We start from the raw sequence: 1543 nt of genomic DNA on the forward strand, positions 1-1543 counted from the left end.
GCTGCTCGCCGAACTGGAGAGCGGACGCGTCACCGCCGCCCTCGACGTCACCGACCCCGAACCGCTGCCCCCGGGCCACCCCCTGTGGCAGGCTCCGGGAGTGCTCGTCAGCCCGCACGTCGGCGGGCCGACGTCCGCCTTCCTGCCGCGCGCCAAGCGGCTGTTGACGGACCAGTTGACCCGGTTCGTGAACCGGGAGCCGCTGCGCAACGTGATTCTGACGACGGGCGGGTAATCCGTTTCAGGTACCCTCCGCAACCTCTCGGGTGCGGTGGGTACCCGCATATCCCCTGGTCGTCACGGAGCGTAGAGAAGCTATGTCCCTGAGTGACGAGACTGGTGTATCGTCCGACAGGGGATGCGCCGCACACGGTTCGGCGCCGGGGACGGACAACTCAGACTGTGAGGGGGGCGACGGGCGATGCACGGCCTATGGACGAACGACCCGACGCGGCGGAGCCGCCGCCGGCGACCCTGGCGCACGGCCACGCGCAGGCGGGGTCAGCACGGTCACCGCGGTGGCCATCACGGTCAGCACGGTCATCACCAGCGCCGCCAGAGCAGCCGCGGGAAGCAGGCGACTCCGGCGCACCCCGGCCCGCGGGACGCGGTGGCGGCGCGGACCGGGAGGCCCCGGTGAGTCCGCCCACATCCGTGTCCACGCTGGACGGAGCGCCGCGGACGCCGACCGCGTCCGGACCCCTGCCGCCCGCGCCGACGCCGCACGTCGGCGGGCCGGCCCTCTTCCACCAGCTCGTCCTGGCCCTGGTCTGCGCGGCGTACGCCGTCGGTTCCGCGTTCGGCTGGGGTTCCGAGTACGTCGCGACGATCATGGGCGACTTCGGGCTGAGCGCCGCCGCCGGTGCCGCCGCCGTCTCCTGCTTCGTCTACGCCCGCGGTCGCCGGGTCCGCTTCCGGCCCGCCTGGCTCCTGTTCGCCCTCTCCTCGGCGATGGCGGCCCTGGGCAACCTGGTCTGGGGCTGGTACGAGGTCGTCCTGCGGCAGCCGGTGCCCAGCCCCAGCTATGCCGACCTGTTCTTCCTGTGCTTCGCGCCGCCCGCCATCGTGGGGCTGCTGGTGCTGGCCAAACGGCCGGTGACCAAGGCGGGTTGGATCTGCCTCGGCCTGGACGCCTGGCTGATCGGCGGGTCGCTGCTGACCCTGGCCTGGAGCCTGGCACTCGCCCAGGCGGCGAAGGCCGAGGGCGGTTCCAGCGTGGCGCACGCCGCGCTCACCGTGGCGTATCCGCTGCTCGACATCGCCCTGATCAGCATGGTGCTCGCGCTGCACTTCAGGCGCTCGCCCAGGGGACGGTCCACGGTCAACACCGCCATCGGCGCGCTCGCTCTGACGGTGATGTGCGACGCCCTGTTCACCTCGCCGCTGCTGCACAACAACTACCGCTCCGGCCAGTTGCTCGACGCCGGCTGGTTCGCGGGCTCGCTGCTGCTGGCGTACGCCCCCTGGGCGACGTCGTGGCGCGGACGGCCGCAGGGCGAGGACGGAGCCGGCGGACACACGCGGGTGGTCCACGAGCACGTGC

General features: G+C 72.7%; 1 protein-coding gene and 1 pseudogene. Both read left to right on the forward strand.

Annotated features, from left to right (window positions below; all coding sequences use genetic code 11):
- On the forward strand, positions 1-235 hold a 235-nt coding region (locus ACIRG6_RS37690), incomplete at its 5' end, for an NAD(P)-dependent oxidoreductase (protein ID WP_403326630.1).
- A gap of 401 nt (positions 236-636) precedes the next feature.
- Positions 637-1543, forward strand: a pseudogene (locus ACIRG6_RS37695) (phosphodiesterase); the annotation flags it as partial.

It is taken from the genome of Streptomyces flaveolus, from assembly GCF_044765825.1.
Taxonomy (GTDB): Bacteria; Actinomycetota; Actinomycetes; order Streptomycetales; family Streptomycetaceae; genus Streptomyces; species Streptomyces flaveolus.